Source organism: Klebsiella sp. 28 (genome assembly GCF_018223905.1).
Taxonomy (GTDB): Bacteria; Pseudomonadota; Gammaproteobacteria; order Enterobacterales; family Enterobacteriaceae; genus Klebsiella; species Klebsiella pneumoniae.
Genome location: NZ_JAGRQY010000102.1, coordinates 13,008 through 26,115 on the forward strand (window position 1 = coordinate 13,008; position 13,108 = coordinate 26,115).

The 13,108-nt window shown below is 53.7% G+C and carries 19 protein-coding genes; 13 read left to right on the forward strand and 6 right to left on the reverse strand.

Annotation, left to right across the window (positions count from 1 at the left end; translation table 11 throughout):
- The first annotated feature begins 9 nt into the window (after positions 1-9).
- The 7 genes from rpsK (at position 10) to KHQ28_RS17730 (ending at position 3,736) form a co-directional block, all read left to right on the forward strand.
- A complete protein-coding gene (gene rpsK, locus KHQ28_RS17700) occupies positions 10-399 on the forward strand; it encodes a 30S ribosomal protein S11 (RefSeq protein WP_002919257.1) in 390 nt (129 codons plus the stop codon).
- A 33-nt stretch (positions 400-432) separates the two neighbouring features.
- Complete coding sequence (gene rpsD, locus KHQ28_RS17705) at positions 433-1,053, forward strand: 30S ribosomal protein S4 (RefSeq protein ID WP_002919224.1); 621 nt, start codon at positions 433-435, stop codon at positions 1,051-1,053.
- Positions 1,054-1,078: 25 nt separating this feature from the next.
- Positions 1,079-2,068, forward strand: a complete 990-nt coding sequence (gene rpoA, locus KHQ28_RS17710; protein ID WP_002919219.1) for a DNA-directed RNA polymerase subunit alpha — start codon at positions 1,079-1,081, stop codon at positions 2,066-2,068.
- 40 nt (positions 2,069-2,108) lie between these two features.
- Complete coding sequence (gene rplQ / locus KHQ28_RS17715) at positions 2,109-2,495, forward strand: 50S ribosomal protein L17 (protein ID WP_002919206.1); 387 nt, start codon at positions 2,109-2,111, stop codon at positions 2,493-2,495.
- Between the two features lie 108 nt (positions 2,496-2,603).
- On the forward strand, positions 2,604-2,972 hold the full coding sequence (locus KHQ28_RS17720; protein ID WP_002919204.1) for a DUF1992 domain-containing protein: 369 nt from the start codon (positions 2,604-2,606) through the stop codon (positions 2,970-2,972).
- Positions 2,973-2,974: 2 nt separating this feature from the next.
- Positions 2,975-3,400 carry a Zn(2+)-responsive transcriptional regulator gene (zntR, locus tag KHQ28_RS17725; protein ID WP_004185894.1) on the forward strand — a complete coding sequence of 142 codons (426 nt, stop codon included), beginning with the start codon at positions 2,975-2,977 and terminating at the stop codon, positions 3,398-3,400.
- Positions 3,401-3,457: 57 nt separating this feature from the next.
- Complete coding sequence (locus tag KHQ28_RS17730; protein ID WP_004145324.1) at positions 3,458-3,736, forward strand: alternative ribosome-rescue factor A; 279 nt, start codon at positions 3,458-3,460, stop codon at positions 3,734-3,736.
- On the opposite strand, the gene mscL is transcribed toward KHQ28_RS17730, so the two are convergent.
- The 5 genes from mscL to def form a co-directional block, all read right to left on the reverse strand.
- The gene (gene mscL / locus KHQ28_RS17735) at positions 3,672-4,085 is read right to left on the reverse strand and encodes a large-conductance mechanosensitive channel protein MscL (RefSeq protein WP_004145325.1); all 414 of its coding nucleotides are present in this window, start codon (positions 4,083-4,085) and stop codon (positions 3,672-3,674) included. The two genes, KHQ28_RS17730 and mscL, sit on opposite strands and share 65 nt — an antisense overlap.
- Before the next feature lie 140 nt (positions 4,086-4,225).
- Positions 4,226-5,602, reverse strand: a complete 1,377-nt coding sequence (gene trkA / locus KHQ28_RS17740) for a Trk system potassium transporter TrkA (protein WP_002919153.1) — start codon at positions 5,600-5,602, stop codon at positions 4,226-4,228.
- A 13-nt stretch (positions 5,603-5,615) separates the two neighbouring features.
- Positions 5,616-6,911 (reverse strand): 16S rRNA (cytosine(967)-C(5))-methyltransferase RsmB, encoded by a 1,296-nt coding sequence (rsmB, locus tag KHQ28_RS17745; RefSeq protein ID WP_032418321.1) that lies wholly within the window; start codon positions 6,909-6,911, stop codon positions 5,616-5,618.
- 52 nt (positions 6,912-6,963) lie between these two features.
- Positions 6,964-7,911, reverse strand: coding sequence for a methionyl-tRNA formyltransferase (fmt, locus tag KHQ28_RS17750; protein ID WP_004150007.1), 948 nt, complete (start codon positions 7,909-7,911; stop codon positions 6,964-6,966).
- Between the two features lie 14 nt (positions 7,912-7,925).
- Positions 7,926-8,435, reverse strand: a complete 510-nt coding sequence (def, locus tag KHQ28_RS17755) for a peptide deformylase (protein WP_032418322.1) — start codon at positions 8,433-8,435, stop codon at positions 7,926-7,928.
- A 128-nt stretch (positions 8,436-8,563) separates the two neighbouring features.
- Between def and dprA the strand changes: the two genes are divergently transcribed.
- From dprA to KHQ28_RS17785, 6 genes are read left to right on the forward strand one after another with little or no spacing between them, the layout of a single operon-like run.
- Positions 8,564-9,688: a DNA-protecting protein DprA gene (dprA, locus tag KHQ28_RS17760; protein ID WP_032418323.1), complete on the forward strand. Its 1,125-nt coding sequence runs from the start codon at positions 8,564-8,566 to the stop codon at positions 9,686-9,688.
- A complete protein-coding gene (gene smg, locus KHQ28_RS17765; RefSeq protein WP_002919137.1) occupies positions 9,660-10,133 on the forward strand; it encodes a DUF494 family protein Smg in 474 nt (157 codons plus the stop codon). Before dprA ends, smg begins: the two co-directional genes overlap by 29 nt.
- A gap of 26 nt (positions 10,134-10,159) precedes the next feature.
- On the forward strand, positions 10,160-10,702 hold the full coding sequence (locus KHQ28_RS17770; protein WP_004145330.1) for a type I DNA topoisomerase: 543 nt from the start codon (positions 10,160-10,162) through the stop codon (positions 10,700-10,702).
- Positions 10,703-10,706: 4 nt separating this feature from the next.
- Positions 10,707-11,279, forward strand: a complete 573-nt coding sequence (gene tsaC / locus KHQ28_RS17775; protein ID WP_002919132.1) for an L-threonylcarbamoyladenylate synthase type 1 TsaC — start codon at positions 10,707-10,709, stop codon at positions 11,277-11,279.
- A 3-nt stretch (positions 11,280-11,282) separates the two neighbouring features.
- On the forward strand, positions 11,283-12,101 hold the full coding sequence (aroE, locus tag KHQ28_RS17780) for a shikimate dehydrogenase (RefSeq protein WP_002919126.1): 819 nt from the start codon (positions 11,283-11,285) through the stop codon (positions 12,099-12,101).
- Positions 12,098-12,355 carry a DUF1488 domain-containing protein gene (locus KHQ28_RS17785; RefSeq protein WP_002919125.1) on the forward strand — a complete coding sequence of 86 codons (258 nt, stop codon included), beginning with the start codon at positions 12,098-12,100 and terminating at the stop codon, positions 12,353-12,355. The genes aroE and KHQ28_RS17785 overlap by 4 nt, the downstream gene beginning before the upstream one ends.
- Here the strand turns inward: KHQ28_RS17785 and KHQ28_RS17790 are convergent.
- Positions 12,331-12,885 carry a gamma carbonic anhydrase family protein gene (locus KHQ28_RS17790; RefSeq protein ID WP_002919123.1) on the reverse strand — a complete coding sequence of 185 codons (555 nt, stop codon included), beginning with the start codon at positions 12,883-12,885 and terminating at the stop codon, positions 12,331-12,333. The two genes, KHQ28_RS17785 and KHQ28_RS17790, sit on opposite strands and share 25 nt — an antisense overlap.
- Positions 12,886-13,108: the final 223 nt, after the last annotated feature.

Consider the following 13,108-nt stretch of genomic DNA (forward strand, 5'->3'; position numbering starts at 1 on the left):
GATTGAATAATGGCAAAGGCACCAATTCGTGCACGTAAGCGTGTAAGAAAACAAGTCTCTGACGGCGTGGCTCATATCCATGCTTCTTTTAACAACACCATCGTTACCATCACTGATCGTCAGGGTAACGCACTGGGTTGGGCAACAGCCGGTGGTTCCGGTTTCCGTGGTTCTCGCAAATCCACTCCGTTCGCAGCTCAGGTTGCAGCAGAGCGTTGCGCAGAAGCCGTAAAAGAATACGGCATCAAGAATCTGGAAGTTATGGTCAAAGGTCCGGGTCCGGGTCGCGAATCTACCATTCGTGCACTGAACGCCGCTGGTTTCCGCATCACTAATATTACTGATGTGACTCCGATCCCTCATAACGGTTGTCGTCCGCCGAAAAAACGTCGCGTATAACGCTGCGTTTTCCAGGTTAGTTGGAGAAAGAAAATGGCAAGATATTTGGGTCCTAAGCTCAAGCTGAGCCGTCGTGAGGGCACCGACTTATTCCTTAAGTCTGGCGTTCGCGCGATCGATACCAAGTGTAAAATTGAACAAGCTCCTGGCCAGCACGGTGCGCGTAAGCCGCGTCTGTCTGACTATGGTGTGCAGTTGCGTGAAAAGCAAAAAGTTCGCCGTATGTACGGTGTGCTGGAGCGTCAGTTCCGTAACTACTATAAAGAAGCAGCACGTCTGAAAGGCAACACCGGTGAAAACCTGTTGGCTCTGCTGGAAGGTCGTCTGGACAACGTTGTATACCGTATGGGCTTCGGCGCCACTCGTGCTGAAGCACGCCAGCTGGTTAGCCACAAAGCGATTATGGTAAACGGTCGTGTTGTTAACATCGCTTCTTATCAGGTTAAAGCGAATGACGTTGTCAGCATTCGTGAGAAAGCGAAAAAGCAATCTCGCGTGAAAGCCGCTCTGGAGCTGGCTGAGCAGCGTGAAAAGCCAACCTGGCTGGAAGTTGATGCTGGCAAGATGGAAGGTACGTTCAAGCGTCAGCCGGAGCGTTCTGATCTGTCTGCGGACATTAACGAACACCTGATCGTCGAGCTTTACTCCAAGTAAAGCTTAGTACCAAAGAGAGGACACAATGCAGGGTTCTGTGACAGAGTTTCTAAAACCGCGCCTGGTCGATATCGAGCAAGTGAGTTCGACGCACGCCAAGGTGACCCTTGAGCCTTTAGAGCGTGGCTTCGGCCATACTCTGGGTAACGCACTGCGCCGTATTCTGCTCTCATCGATGCCGGGTTGCGCGGTGACCGAGGTTGAGATTGATGGTGTACTGCACGAGTACAGCACCAAAGAAGGCGTTCAGGAAGACATCCTTGAAATCCTGCTCAACCTGAAAGGGCTGGCGGTGAGAGTTCAGGGTAAAGATGAAGTCATCCTTACTTTGAATAAATCTGGCATTGGCCCTGTGACCGCAGCCGACATTACCCACGACGGTGATGTCGAAATCGTCAAGCCGCAGCACGTGATTTGCCACCTGACTGATGAGAACGCTGCTATTAGCATGCGTATCAAAGTTCAGCGCGGTCGCGGTTATGTGCCGGCTTCTGCCCGAATTCATTCGGAAGAAGATGAGCGCCCAATCGGCCGTCTGCTGGTCGACGCCTGCTACAGCCCTGTAGAGCGTATTGCCTACAATGTTGAAGCTGCGCGTGTAGAACAGCGTACCGACCTGGACAAGCTGGTCATCGAAATGGAAACCAACGGCACAATCGATCCTGAAGAGGCGATTCGTCGTGCGGCAACCATCCTGGCTGAACAACTGGAAGCTTTTGTTGACCTACGTGATGTACGTCAGCCAGAAGTGAAAGAAGAGAAACCAGAATTCGATCCGATCCTGCTGCGCCCTGTTGACGATCTGGAATTGACTGTCCGCTCTGCTAACTGCCTCAAGGCAGAAGCTATCCACTATATCGGTGATCTGGTACAGCGTACCGAGGTTGAGTTGCTGAAAACGCCGAACCTGGGTAAAAAATCTCTTACTGAGATTAAAGACGTGCTGGCTTCCCGTGGACTGTCTCTGGGCATGCGCCTGGAAAACTGGCCACCAGCAAGCATTGCTGACGAGTAACCGGATCACAGGTTAAGGTTTTACTGAGAAGGATAAGGTCATGCGCCATCGTAAGAGTGGTCGTCAACTGAACCGCAACAGCAGCCATCGCCAGGCTATGTTCCGTAACATGGCAGGTTCGCTGGTTCGTCATGAAATCATCAAGACGACCCTGCCGAAAGCGAAAGAACTGCGTCGCGTAGTTGAGCCGCTGATTACTCTTGCCAAGACTGATAGCGTTGCTAATCGTCGTCTGGCATTCGCCCGCACTCGTGATAACGAGATCGTGGCAAAACTGTTTAACGAGCTGGGCCCGCGTTTCGCGAGCCGCGCCGGTGGTTACACTCGCATTCTGAAGTGTGGCTTCCGTGCAGGCGACAACGCGCCGATGGCATACATCGAGCTGGTTGATCGTGCTGAGCCGAAAGCAGAAGCTGCTGCAGAGTAATCTGTAGTAACGTAAAAAAACCCGCCCAGGCGGGTTTTTTTATATCTACCCCATCCCCATTTCACTACACTATCTGTACTCTTTTTGTTCATCCCCTGGAGCCGTAGAATGTGGTTGCTGGATCAGTGGGCGGAACGTCATATCCTCGATGCCCAAACCAAAGGTGAGTTCGATAATTTACCCGGCAGCGGAGAACCGCTGACTCTCGATGACGATTCACATGTGCCGGCGGAGTTGCGGGCAGGCTATCGCCTTCTGAAAAATGCAGGATGTCTTCCTCCGGAACTGGAGCAACGCAAAGAAGCGTTGGCTCTGGCAGACTTACTGAACGGCGTCCGTCAGGACGATCCGCGTCATGCCGAACTTAGCAAACGCCTTGCCCTGCTCGAGCTGAAGTTACGTCAGGCAGGTCTGAACACCGACTTTTTACGCGGTGAGTACGCCGATGCGTTGCTGCAAAAAATAAATCAGGAGTAAATATGTATCGTATTGGTGAATTGGCAAAACTGGCTGACGTGACGCCTGATACCATCCGCTACTATGAAAAGCAGCAGATGATGGATCATGACATACGCACCGAGGGAGGATTTCGTCTGTACTCGGATAACGATCTTCAACGGCTGCGCTTTATTCGTTATGCCCGACAACTGGGTTTCACCCTGGAAGCGATCCGCGAATTATTGTCGATCCGCATCGATCCGGAGCATCATACCTGTCAGGAGTCGAAAGGGATCGTTCAGGCGCGATTAAGTGAAGTTGAGGCGCGGATTAAAGAGCTACAGACGATGCGCCGCTCTCTGCAGCGGCTCAACGATGCCTGTTGCGGCACTGCCCACAGCAGCGTTTACTGTTCTATCCTTGAGGCCCTTGAACAAGGGGCCAGCAACGGCAATGGCGGACGTTGATTTTTTAAACGCGCGGATCTACACTCGCGCCGAGTTTATACATATACCGGAGTAACTATGAGTCGCTATCAGCATACTAAAGGACAAATTAAAGATAACGCCATTGAGGCACTTCTCCACGATCCGTTATTCAGGCAGCGCGTAGAGAAAAACAAGAAAGGGAAAGGAAGCTATCAACGTAAAGATAAACATGCAGGAAGGATTGATCGGGAGGCCAGTGGCAAGCAAGCGAATCGCTTTTTTACCACTGGCCTTCTGCTTTCTCTGCTGATTAAGAACGGTTGTTTTGTTCTTTCAGCAGATCGCGAATTTCGCTCAGCAGAACTTCTTCTTTAGAGGGAGCTGGCGGTGCCGCCGGAGCCTCTTCTTTCTTACGATTTAACTTATTCATCAATTTAATCGCCATGAAGATGGCAAACGCGACGATGATGAAATCGAAAACGTTCTGAATGAATACCCCATAATGCATCACCACAGCCGGGACATCGCCCTGGGCATCACGTAGCGTGACGGCAAACTGTTTAAAATCGATCCCGCCAATCAACAGGCCGAGTGGCGGCATAATAATATCCGCGACCAGTGATGAAACAATTTTACCGAATGCTGCACCGATGATCACACCCACTGCCAAATCGACAACGTTCCCGCGCATCGCGAATTCGCGAAACTCTTTTAAAAAACTCATTTTATTCTCCTTGTGCCAGCTGACGTTGTAAGTTTAACAAATGTATTTTCATTTGCCATTCCCAGCAGATAGTTACTGCAAAATATTAACCTTTGAATAATAAGGGATAATAAAAAGGCGCCTGTTCGGCGCCCTGGGAATTACAGGAAGAAAGGACTTGGCTGGAACAGCCTTTCGACATCGGAAATAAACTTCTTATCGGTCAAAAACATGATCACATGGTCGCCCTGCTCGATCCGTAGATTATTATTGGCGATCATCACGTCATTGCCCCGCACGACGGCGCCGATGATCGTGCCCGGTGGAAGTTTGATCTCATCGATCGAACGCCCGACTACCCGGGAGGTGCTCTCATCGCCGTGTGCGACTGCCTCAATCGCTTCTGCAACGCCGCGGCGCAAGGAGGAGACGCCGACAATATCGGCTTTACGGACATGACTGAGGAGTGCGGAAATTGTGGCCTGCTGAGGCGAAATCGCAATATCGATGACGCTACCCTGGACCAGATCCACGTAGGCTCTGCGCTGGATTAGCACCATCACTTTTTTCGCGCCCATTCGCTTGGCCAACATAGCCGACATAATATTGGCTTCGTCGTCGTTAGTGACGGCAATAAACAGGTCCACCTGGTCAATATGCTCTTCAGCCAACAGCTCCTGGTCCGATGCATCCCCGTAGAAGACGATAGTATGCTGCAGCTTTTCCGCTAGCTCAGCGGCTCGCTGCTGATTACGTTCGATAAGCTTAACGCTGTAATCTTTTTCCAGCTTATGGGCCAGACCCGCGCCAATATTGCCCCCGCCGACCAGCATAATACGCTTATACGGCTTTTCCAGTCGCTGCAGTTCGCTCATGACCGCGCGAATATGCTGCGAGGCGGCAATAAAGAAGACTTCATCTCCGGCCTCGACAATCGTCGAGCCCTGCGGGCGGATGGGGCGATCGTGGCGGAAAATGGCGGCCACGCGCGTATCGATATGCGGCATATGCTCTCGCATAGTGGATAAGGCATTCCCCACCAGCGGGCCACCATAATAGGCTTTTACTACCGCGAGACTGACTTTTCCTTCTGCGAAGTTCACGACCTGCAGCGCGCCGGGATATTCGATCAGACGGTGGATGTTGTCGATGACCAGTTGTTCCGGAGCGATTAAGTGATCGATGGGTACCGCTTCAGAGTTGAAGAGCTTTTCCGCATCACGAACGTAATCAGGCGCACGAATACGCGCTATGCGGTTTGGCGTATTGAACAATGAGTAAGCGACCTGGCAGGCCACCATGTTGGTTTCGTCCGAACTAGTGACCGCTACCAGCATATCGGCATCATCGGCTCCCGCCTCGCGCAGTACGCGAGGGTGAGAGCCATGCCCCTGGACGACACGCAGGTCGAACTTATCCTGCAGGCTGCGCAGACGGTCGCCATTGGTATCAACCAGCGTAATATCATTGTTCTCGCCGACGAGGTTTTCCGCCAGCGTGCCGCCGACCTGGCCGGCGCCCAGAATAATAATCTTCATCTGCAGTGACCCATTAGTTCCGACGTTTGATTAGCTTAGCGTAAAAGAAGCCATCACCTTCTTCCACGCCCGGCAGATTTTGCTGCCCGGGGCTCGCCGGCGTGCCGGTTGCGTGAAGTTCTGCATCCGGAGTTCGCGCGAGGAAAGCGGCAATTTGCTGACTGTTCTCTTCCGGCAGAATAGAACAGGTTGCGTAAACCAGCGTGCCGCCTGGCTTCAGGTGCGTCCAGGTGGCATTGAGGATCTCGGCCTGCAGTTGGGCTAACTCGGCGATATCCCGATCCCGGCGCAGCCATTTGATATCCGGATGGCGGCGAATAACGCCGGTTGCGGAGCAGGGGGCATCCAGCAGAATACGATCGAACTGCTCATTGCCACACCACTGCTCAGGGAAGCGGCCATCGCCCTGCTTGACTTCGGCTTTCTTGCCCAGCCGTTTCAGGTTGTCATAGACGCGGGACAGACGCTGTTCATCAATATCCACTGCCATAACCTGAGCCTGGGGAGCGACTTCCAGAATATGCGTCGTCTTCCCGCCCGGCGCCGCGCAGAGATCGAGAATGCGTTCGCCATTTTCCGGTTGCAGGTAGCGCATACAGCCCTGAGCCGAGGCATCCTGGACGGTCACCCAGCCTTCGGCAAAGCCTGGTAACGCGTGGACCGGAGCAGGGGTGGCCAGGCGTACGGCGTCCGGATAATCAGGGTGGGTAAAGCCCTCTAAACCGGTCTCGTTAAGCAGGGCAAGCCACTCATCCCGGGAATGATGGCTGCGGTTAACGCGCAGCCACATCGGCGGGCGCTGGTTGTTCGCCTCGACGATCTCCTGCCACTGCTCCGGCCAGGCCTGCTGCAGGCGTTTCAGCAGCCATTTGGGATGAAGATAGCGGTTTTCATGCTCAGCAAATTCGGCTAACAACGCTTCCTGCTGGCGCTGGAACTGGCGTAGCACGCCGTTGATTAGCCCTTTAAGCTGCGGGCGTTTAATGGCCACCGCGCCTTCTACCGTTTCCGCCAGCGCGGCATGCGGGGGAATGCGGGTGTAGAGTAACTGATAGAGACCAACCATGATCAGAAAGTGCACGGTGCGCTGTTTGCCGGTCATCGGACGCGCCATCAGCTTGCTGATAAGCCACTCCAGCTGGCTTAGAGTACGTAGTACACCAAAGCACAACTCCTGCAGTAGCGCTTTATCTTTATCGCTGACTTTCTGCTGTAGAGGGGGCAGTACGTTGCTTAAAGACTGCCCTTTTTCAACAACTTGCTCGATAGCCTGGGCGGCCAGGCTGCGTAAATTTATATTCTTTTTCATAAGCGCAAAAATAAAAATGCCCGGCGAACCCGGGCTTCAGAAGAGACGACCGTCAGGCGAGACGGGTGCCAGGGATAAACCACTCCCGGCGGGAATTGAGTAAGTCCTGGGCGCTCATCGCTTTTTTACCCGCAGGCTGTAGCGACTCCAGGCTGAGGATCCCATCCCCCGTGGCGACCTGAATACCCTGTTTGGTTGCTGCTACGATAGTACCCGGTTCGGCGTGAGCGGCTTCGGCGATGACCGATGCTCGCCACACTTTTACCGGTTGTCCGTCAATTTCCAGCCAGCTCATTGGCCACGGATTAAACGCGCGGATGCAGCGTTCCAACTGCGCAGCGGAAAGCGACCAATCGATACGAGCCTCTTCTTTACTCAGCTTTTCGGCATGGCACACCAGCGATTCATCTTGTACTTCAGGCCGTGCGGTGCCGTTGGCCAGCTGGGCTAACGTTGCCAGCAGCCCCTGAGGGCCGAGCTCGGCCAGCTTATCGTACAGGCTGCCGCTGGTATCCTCTGCGGTAATGGGGCAGGAAAGCTTATACAGCATATCCCCCGTATCAAGGCCGACGTCCATCTGCATGATGGTTACGCCAGTTTCGCTATCCCCCGCCCACAGTGAACGCTGAATAGGCGCTGCGCCACGCCAGCGCGGTAGCAGCGAGCCGTGAACGTTGATACAGCCCAGACGGGGCATCTCCAGCACCGCTTTAGGCAGAATCAGACCGTACGCCACTACCACCATAATATCGGCGCCGAGATCGGCGACTAACCGCTGGTTATCCTGCGGACGCAGGGAGGATGGCTGGAACACAGGTAAGTTATGGGCTTCTGCCAGCACTTTTACCGGGCTTGGCATCAATTTTTTGCCGCGACCAGCAGGGCGATCAGGCTGAGTGAATACGCCAACAACCTGATGTTCAGACGACAGCAGCGCATCAAGATGACGCGCTGCAAAATCAGGGGTGCCGGCGAAAATGATACGTAGTGATTGTGACACGGTATTCCTTGTTATCAGGCACGGGAACGTAAACGATCCAGTTTCTCTACCTTCTGACGAATGCGCTGTTGTTTGAGTGGTGACAGATAGTCAATAAACAGTTTGCCGACCAGGTGATCCATCTCATGCTGGATACAGATAGCCAGCAGGCCATCGGCCTCCAGTTGAAACGGCTTACCATCGCGATCCAGTGCCCTGATCTTCACTTTTTCCGCACGCGGGACCAGGGCGCGCTGTTCAGGAATAGACAAGCAGCCTTCTTCAATACCGGTTTCGCCATCTTTCTCCAGCATTTCCGGATTAATTAATACCAGCTGCTCTTCACGATTTTCCGACACATCAATAACGATAATGCGCTGATGGATATCGACCTGGGTTGCGGCCAGACCGATGCCTTCCTCGGCGTACATGGTGTCGAACATATCATCGACGATACGCTGAATTTCCGCATTCACTTCTTTGACCGGCTCGGCGACTTTGCGAAGGCGCTCGTCCGGAATATGTAACACTTGCAAAACTGCCATAAAGTTCCAGAGTCGTATTCAGGAGTTGATAAGATTATTAGCTCTATTCTAGACAAAACCCCCTGCAATTGACAGTCTCACTGTCCAATCGCAAAGATTGTCAATACCGCTTATGGCAGGGGGTAAGGATGACGCCCGACGAGATTTGGCTGCGGCTGATGAAGGTCAGTAGCTTGTATGGCGACAGGATGGTAGAGATCGCTCAGCGCTTATGCGCAGCCGCCAGCGTTGATCGTGAAGCGCTGCATGCCGTCGGGATGACCGCGGCGCAGGCAAAGTTATTTTTCCGGCTTGACGAGCATGAGCTTGACGAGACGCGGCGCTGGCTGGAACAACCGGATCATCATCTGTTACGGGGTGACGATCCGCGCTATCCATTGCGGTTAAAGTCTATCGCTGATTACCCCGGCGCGTTGCTGGTCAGCGGCGGCCTCGCCCTGCTTCACAGCGCGCAGCTTGCCGTTATTGGCAGTCGCTCGCACTCCTGGTATGGCGCCCGCTGGGGGAAACTGTTCAGCGAAACGCTGGCGCATAAAGGGATTACCATCACCAGTGGGCTGGCGTTAGGCATTGACGGGGTCGCGCACCGCGGCGCGCTGGCGGCGGAGGGTAAAACTATCGCGGTACTGGGCAATGGGCTGAGTCAGGTTTATCCGCGGCGCCATGCAACTCTCGCCCGGCAGATCATCGACAATGGCGGTACGCTGGTATCTGAATTTCCACTTGTTACGCCGCCGCTTCCCGCACATTTCCCCAGGCGCAACCGGATTATAAGCGGCTTAAGCCTGGGCGTGCTGGTGATTGAGGCGGCGTTGCGAAGCGGATCGCTGGTCACCGTCCGCTGCGCCCTGGAGCAGGGAAGGGATGTGTTCGCCCTGCCTGGCCCGATAGGCAATCCGGGATCGGAAGGCCCGCACTGGTTAATTAAGCAAGGCGCGGTGCCAGTGACCTCGCCAGAGGATATTGTGGAATACTGGCATAACGAGCTGGCCTGGCTGACTGATACGTCTGATTCGATAAATATTTGCGTCGATCAGCCGTCTGTAGCATTGCCATTTCCGGAGCTCCTGGCTAACGTAGGAGATGAGGTAACACCTGTTGACGTTGTCGCTGAACGTGCCGGCCAATCTGTGCCAGTAACCGTAGCTCAGCTACTTGAACTGGAGTTAGCAGGCTGGATCGCAGCTGTACCCGGCGGCTATGTCCGATTAAGGAGGGCAAGCCATGTTCGACGTACTCATGTATTTGTTTGAAACTTACATCCATAGCGAAGCAGAAATGCGCGTGGATCAGGACAAACTGACGCGGGATCTTACCGATGCGGGTTTTGAGCGGGAAGACATCTATAACGCGTTAATGTGGCTCGAGAAACTGGCTGATTATCAGGAAGGTCTCGTTGAACCCATGCAGCTCGCTTCCGACCCGCTCTCTCTTCGGGTATATACCGAAGAGGAGTGCCAGCGTCTGGATGCCAGTTGCCGGGGGTTTTTACTCTTCCTCGAGCAGATTCAGGTGTTGAACCTCGAAACGCGAGAAATGGTGATAGAGCGCGTACTGGCGCTGGATACGGCGGAATTTGAGCTGGAAGACCTGAAATGGGTCATCCTGATGGTACTGTTCAATATTCCGGGCTGTGAAAACGCCTATCAGCAAATGGAAGAATTACTCTTCGAAGTAAATGAAGGTATGCTGCATTAATCTTTTTGCAGCAACATCGAGTTGTTATGACCAAATCAGCACTGTTTTCGGTGCGTAAAAATGAGCCCTGCCCGCAGTGCGGGGCCGAACTGGTGATCCGTTCCGGGAAACATGGCCCGTTTCTCGGCTGTTCGCATTATCCGGACTGTGACTATATTCGTCCCCTGAAAAGCCAGGCGGACGGGCATATCGTTAAGGTGCTGGAGGGGCAAGAGTGCCCATCGTGCGGTGCGGTTATGGTGTTACGCCAGGGGCGTTTTGGGATGTTCATTGGCTGTAGCCGCTATCCGGAATGTGAACATACCGAGCTGATTGATAAACCCGATGAGACGGCTATCGCTTGCCCGCAGTGCGGACAAGGCCATCTGGTCCAGCGTCGTTCCCGTTTCGGTAAAACCTTTCACTCCTGCGATCGCTATCCTGATTGCCAGTTCGTTATCAATTTTAAACCGGTGGCGGGCGAATGCCCTGAATGCCATTACCCGCTGTTAATAGAAAAGAAGACGGCGCAGGGGCTCAGACGCTTCTGTGCCAGTAAACAATGTGGAAAGCCGATCCCGGCGGAATAAATCAGTGAACAATAACCTGCCCTCAGAAGCCGTCGCCCATGCCGTGGCGGTCCTGAAAAATGAACATGTCATCGCCTATCCCACCGAAGCTGTGTTTGGCGTCGGCTGCGACCCTGACAGCGAAACGGCCGTTATGCGCCTGCTGGAGCTGAAGCAGCGTCCTGTTGAGAAAGGATTGATCCTTATCGCCGCCAGCTTTGAGCAACTGAAGCCCTATATTGATGATTCACGGTTAAGTGACTCACAGCGGGAAGCCATCTTCTCTTGCTGGCCGGGACCGGTGACGTTTGTATTCCCGGCGCGTCCTGAAACGCCGCGCTGGCTGACTGGACGTTTTGATTCACTGGCCGTACGCGTGACTAACCATCCGCTGGTAATTGAATTGTGCGAAGCCTACGGAAAACCACTGGTTTCGACCAGCGCCAATCTCACCGGGCAACCACCGTGCCGTACTACCGCAGAGGTCCATGCTCAGTTTGGCGACAGCTTCCCGGTGGTGGATGGCGCCACGGGCGGCCGGCAAAACCCATCTGAAATCCGTGATGCCCTGACGGGTGAACTGTTCCGCCAGGGGTGAACCATGGAAACCTATGCCGTTTTTGGTAATCCGATCGCGCACAGCAAGTCGCCTGCTATTCATCAGCTGTTTGCCCGCCAGTTAGGAATTACTCATCCTTATGGACGTGTACTGGCGCCGCTGGACGATTTTGTCTCTTCTCTGAATCAGTTCTTTGCAGAAGGAGGAAAGGGGGCCAACGTCACCGTTCCTTTTAAAGAGGAAGCCTTTGCGCGTGCCGACGAACTGACAGAACGCGCAGCGCTGGCGGGAGCAGTAAACACCCTGAAACGCCTGGAAGATGGCCGTTTACTGGGGGACAACACCGACGGTATTGGTCTTCTGAGCGATCTGGAACGCCTGGGATTCATTAAGCCACGCCAACGGATCCTGCTTGTTGGTGCTGGTGGGGCATCTCGCGGGGTTCTTTTGCCGCTTCTGTCGCTGGGATGCGCCGTCACGATCGTGAATCGCACCTATTCTCGTGCCCGTGAGTTAGCCACTCTCTTCGCCCATACCGGGAGCGTTAGCGCAAGGGAGATGGATACCTTATCCGGGGAAACATTCGATCTGATCGTCAATGCGACGTCCAGTGGAATAGACGGTGATGTACCAGCTATCCCGGCATCTATTGTCAACGCTGACGTATATTGCTATGACATGTTTTACCAGAAAGGGCCGACACCGTTTCTTCACTGGTGCCAGCAATATGGCGCAGTCCACTGTGCCGATGGGCTGGGAATGCTGGTGGCGCAAGCCGCCCATGCTGTTCTGCTATGGCACGGCGTTCTGCCGGCTATCGCTCCGGTCATTGAAACGCTGCAGCAGGAACTGAATGCATGAATCAGGCGATTCAGTTTCCTGACCGGGAATCATGGGATGCCGAACGGCAGGGCGTGGTTTTTCCCGCGCTGGTGAATGGGATGCAATTAACCTGCGCAATTTCAGGGCAAATCTTGCAGCAGCGTTTCGGCGCAGAGGGGCCAGCGCAGTGGCTGGCCGCCTTCCAGGAACATCGTTGGGATCTAGAGGAAGAGGCAGAAGCATTGATCCGCGATGGTCAGGAAGATGCTCAGGGCTGGATCTGGTTATCCTGATCCAGGTACTCATTTTTCCATTTCACATAGTTATTTGCTGAATACTTGAGTCCTTCCCGTTCCGCCTCTGTCAGGGGGCGGATCTGTTTGACCGGATTGCCAAAGTAAAGGTAGCCGCTTTCCAGCTGTTTGTTCTGCGGTACCAGACTTCCCGCACCAATCATGACGTCATCGCCAACGACGACACCATCTAATAAGATCGAACCCATGCCAACCAGTACGCGGTTGCCGATAGTGCAGCCGTGCAGCATCACTTTATGACCAACAGTTACATCCTCACCAATGATCAGCGGATTTCCCTCCGGCTTATAAGAGGACTTATGGGTGACATGGAGAACGCTACCGTCCTGAATATTGCTGCGTTGACCTATCGATACATAGTTGACGTCGCCGCGAATGGCCACCAGAGGCCAGACGCTGACGTCATCGGCAATTCTGACATCGCCGATGACAACGCTGGATGCGTCAATCATGACGCGAAGACCGATTTGTGGGAAAAATGCTTTGTAGGGGCGCAGCTGAGCAGACATATAGACCTCAAAATACGGGAACGTAAGAAGACTTTGGTGGCTTTTATCTCCCTGTGCAACCCCTCAAAACGGTGAAAATTGAGCAAATCGTGCAATTACACGGCGAAAAGGGTGAAAAATCACCATTCAGAAAAAAAGATCGAAAAAAGGCTTGTGCAAAAAAATGGGATCCCTATAATGCGCACCCACTGACACGGCAGATGTGAATCACTTCACACAAACA